A 4017-nucleotide genomic window follows, 5' to 3' on the forward strand; every position below is an offset into this window, starting at 1 on the left:
AGAATCTCACGCCCTGGGGGCGCTTCAAGCCGGCCGCCCAGCTGGCCGCCGAACTGCCCGAGGCCGAAGCGGTGGTCGCCTACTGCGGCTCCGGCGTCACCGCCTGCCACACCATCCTCGCCTATGCCGTGGCCGGCCGCCCCTTGCCGCGGCTCTATCCGGGCTCCTGGAGCGAGTGGATCCGCGACCCCGCCCGGCCGGTGGCGCAGGGTGACTAGGCAGCCGCCGGGGGTGCCGTTAACCTTATGCTTTTTTTCAACAGGTCAGGGAAGCCATCACAATGAACTTTGCGCTGATCGGCGCGGCCGGCTATATCGCCCCGCGCCATATGCAGGCCATCAAGGAGACCGGCCATGAGCTGGTCGCGGCCTACGACATCAACGACTCGGTGGGCATCATCGACTCCATCTCGACCAACTGCGCCTTCTTTACCGAGTTCGAATATTTCCTCGAGCACGCCTGGCGGCTGCGGCGTAAGGGGGAGGGGGCGCTGGACTACATGGTGGTCTGCTCGCCCAACCACCTGCACAGCGCCCACATCGTCGCCGGCCTGCAGCTGGGCTGCAACGTGATCTGCGAAAAGCCGCTGGTCCCCACCCCCGAGCAGCTCGACGAGCTGCGACTGGTCGAGCAGGAGACCGGGCGCAGCGTCTACAGCATCATGCAGTTGCGCCATCACCCGGCGATCCACGAGCTGCGCGACAAGGTGCTCGCCGAGCGGCGTGACACCAAGTATGAAGTCGAGCTCACCTATATTACCGCCCGCGGCCCCTGGTACCTGGCCAGCTGGAAGGGGGATCCGCGCAAGTCGTTCGGGGTGGTGGCGGAGATCGGCATTCACTTCTTCGACATGCTGCACCAGATCTTCGGCGAGCTGGAGCAGCAGGTGCTGCACTACAGCGACGACCACAAGGCCGCCGGTTACCTGGAGTACGAGAAGGCCCGGGTGCGCTGGTTCCTCTCCATCGACGAGGAGGACCTGCCGGATGCCGTGCGGGGTCGCCAGTCGACCTATCGCAGCATCACCTGCGATAACGAGCTCTTCGAATTCTCCTCCGGCTTTACCGATCTGCACACCGTCAGCTATCGCGAGATCCTGGCCGGTCGCGGCTTCGATATCGAGACTGTGCGCCACTGCCTGGACACCGTGACGGCGATTCGCCAGGCGACCCCCGCGTCGCCGCGCCAGGACGAGGGTCACCCCCGGGTGCTGGAACTCGGCCTGGCCAGGCCGCAATAGCAGAGGGAGGCAGACGGATGCACTTCATCGATCTGGCCGCCCAGCAGGCGCGTATCAAGCCTCAGCTCGATGCGGCCATCGCCCGCGTGCTGGCTCATGGCCGCTACGTCCTGGGACCCGAGGTGGAGGCGCTCGAGCAGCGCCTGGCCGACTACGTCGGCGTGGCCCACTGCATCGGCTGTGCCAACGGCACCGACGCCCTGCAGATCGCCCTGATGGCGCTGGAGATCGGACCGGGCGACGAGGTGATCGTGCCCGGCTTCACCTTCGTCGCCTCGGCGGAGAGCGTGGTGCTGGCGGGCGCGAGGCCCGTCTATGTGGATATCGATCCGCACACCTATCTGCTCGACCCGGCCCTCCTGGAGGCGGCGATCACGCCGCGCACCCGCGCCATCATGCCGGTGTCGATGTTCGGCCAGTGCGCCGACATGGCGACGATTGGCGAGGTGGCCAGCCGCCATGGGCTGGTGGTGGTCGAGGATGCCGCCCAGAGCTTCGGGGCGACCCAGCACGGCCGGCGCTCGGGCAGCCTGAGTCGCATCGCGACCACCAGCTTCTTTCCCAGCAAGCCCCTGGGGGCCTATGGCGACGGCGGCGCGCTGTTCACCGACGACCCGGCGCTGGCCGAGGCGGCTCGACTGGTGGCACGCCACGGCGAGGCGCAGCGCTACCACCATGTTCGCCTGGGCATGAACAGCCGGCTCGATACGCTGCAGGCCGCGGTGCTGCTGGCCAAGCTGGATATCTTCGACGAGGAGGTGGCGCAGCGCCAGGCGGCGGCCGAACGCTATGACCGCCTGCTCCGGGAGGCGGGCATCGCGACGGCGCCGGTACTCGCCCCGGGCAACACCAGCGTCTATGCCCAGTACAGTATCCGGGTGGCGAACCGGGAGGCGGTGCAGCGCCGGCTCGCCGATGCCGGCGTCCCCACCGCCGTGCACTACCCGCAGCCGCTCAACCGCCAGCCGGCGGTGGCGGACCCGGCCTGTCGGCTGGCGGTGACCGAGGCGGTCTGCGAGACGATCCTCAGCCTGCCCATGCACCCCTATCTGGAAGACGCGCAGCAGCAGCGGGTCGTGGAGGCCCTGGTGAAGGCCCTGACCTGACCCTCGGCGACGTCCCTATGCAAGAAGGGCATGCCGCGAGGCATGCCCTTTCGCCGATAGTGCCCAGGTTACATATTGGGGTAGTTGGGCCCGCCGCCGCCCTCCGGCGCCACCCAGGTGATGTTCTGGGCCGGGTCCTTGATGTCGCAGGTCTTGCAGTGCACGCAGTTCTGGAAGTTGATCTGGAACTGCGGCTTGCCCTCGTCCCCCTCGATCACCTCGTAGACCCCCGCCGGGCAGTAGCGCTGGGCGGGTTCGGCGTACTCCGGCAGGTTGTCGCGAATCGGCAGCTCCGGGTCGGCCAGCTTCAGGTGGCAGGGCTGGTCCTCCTCGTGGTTGGTGTTCGAGAGGAACACCGAGGAGAGCTTGTCGAAGGAGAGCTTGCCGTCGGGCTTGGGGTAGTCGATCTTCTCGAACTCGCCGGCCGGTTTGAGCGTGGCGTGGTCCGCGGTGGTGTCGTGGACGTTGGGCAGCCTGCCCCCGAGCAGCTGGTTGACGAAGTTGTAGGCGCCGCCGCCCACGGTGCCGTACTTGTGGATCGCCGGGCCGAAGCTCGCGCTCTCCTTGAGCTCGGCATAGGCCCAGCTCGCCTCCCACTTCTCGGTAAAGGCGGTCAGCTCCTGGCCCCCTTCATCCCCTGCGGCTTTTGCTTCACGAGCGTTCAGCGCCTCGAACACCGCCTCGGCGGCCACCAGGCCCGACTTCATGGCGGTGTGCAGCCCCTTGATCTTGGAGAAGTTGAGGGTGCCGGCGTCGCAGCCGATGAGCAGGCCCCCGGGGAAGGTCATCTTCGGCAGGCAGTTGAGGCCGCCCTTGGTGATGGCCCGGGCGCCGTAGGCGACCCGCTTGCCGCCGGTGAGGTGCTTGGCCAGCACCGGGTGGTGCTTCATGCGCTGGAACTCGTCGAAGGGGGAGAGCCAGGGGTTCTGGTAGGAGAGGTCCATGATCAGGCCCACCACCACCTGCTGGTTCTCGGCGTGGTAGAGGAACCAGCCGCCGTGGGTGGACTTGTCCAGGGGCCAGCCGGAGCCGTGCAGCACCAGGCCCGGCTCGTGCTGCTCGGCCGGAATGTCCCACAGCTCCTTCAGGCCGATGCCATAGTGCTGGGGATCGCGGCCTTCGGCCAGGTTGTATTCCTGGATCAGGCGCTTGCCGATATGACCCCGGGCGCCCTCGGCAAACAGGGTGTACTTCGCACGCAGCTCCATGCCCGGCATGTAGCTGTCCTTGGGCTCGCCGTCGGCGCCCACGCCCATGTCGCCGATCAGAATGCCCTTGACCACACCCTCCTCGACGATCGCCTCCTGGGCGGCGAAACCGGGGAAGATCTCCACCCCTAGCCCCTCGGCCTGCTCGGCCAGCCAGCGGCAGAGGTTGCCGGCGCTGATCACGTAGCGGGTGAGCTCGCCGCCGGTGTTGTGCATGGACTTCGGCACGAGTGCGTTGGGCAGCTTCTGGGCCTTCTCGGCATCCTTGAGCAGGTAAACCTCGTCGCGGGTGGCCGGGGTGGTCAGCGGGGCGCCGCGCGTCTCCCAGTCGGGGAAGAGCTCGGCCAGGGCGCGGGGCTCGAAGACGGCGCCGGAGAGGATATGGGCGCCCACCTCGGAGCCCTTCTCCACCACGCATACCGTCAGCTCCTGCTCGGCCTCATTGGCCTGCTGCATCAGCCGA

General features: G+C 67.7%; 3 protein-coding genes and 1 pseudogene. 3 read left to right on the forward strand and 1 reads right to left on the reverse strand.

Going from position 1 to position 4017, the window contains the following annotated elements:
• From J5F18_RS09575 to J5F18_RS09585, 3 genes and pseudogenes are all read left to right on the forward strand, one after another.
• A pseudogene (locus tag J5F18_RS09575) lies at positions 1 to 218 on the forward strand (sulfurtransferase); the annotation flags it as partial.
• A 62-nt stretch (positions 219 to 280) separates the two neighbouring features.
• Entirely contained in the window at positions 281 to 1240 is a 960-nt protein-coding gene (locus J5F18_RS09580) for a Gfo/Idh/MocA family oxidoreductase (protein WP_346302009.1), read from the forward strand.
• A gap of 17 nt (positions 1241 to 1257) precedes the next feature.
• The gene (locus J5F18_RS09585; RefSeq protein WP_346302010.1) at positions 1258 to 2346 is read left to right on the forward strand and encodes a DegT/DnrJ/EryC1/StrS family aminotransferase; all 1089 of its coding nucleotides are present in this window, start codon (positions 1258 to 1260) and stop codon (positions 2344 to 2346) included.
• 68 nt (positions 2347 to 2414) lie between these two features.
• Here the strand turns inward: J5F18_RS09585 and J5F18_RS09590 are convergent.
• Positions 2415 to 4017, reverse strand: a 1603-nt coding sequence (locus J5F18_RS09590) for an electron transfer flavoprotein-ubiquinone oxidoreductase (protein WP_346302011.1), incomplete at its 5' end; no start/stop codon positions are given.

The sequence above is a fragment of the Halomonas sp. BM-2019 genome, from assembly GCF_017584085.1.

Bases quoted from the DNA above. Each gene is read 5' to 3' on its own strand.
- J5F18_RS09580 (WP_346302009.1), top strand. From the start codon at position 281: ATGAACTTTGCGCTGATCGGCGCGGCCGGCTATATCGCCCCGCGCCAT.
- J5F18_RS09585 (WP_346302010.1), top strand. From the start codon at position 1,258: ATGCACTTCATCGATCTGGCCGCCCAGCAGGCGCGTATCAAGCCTCAG.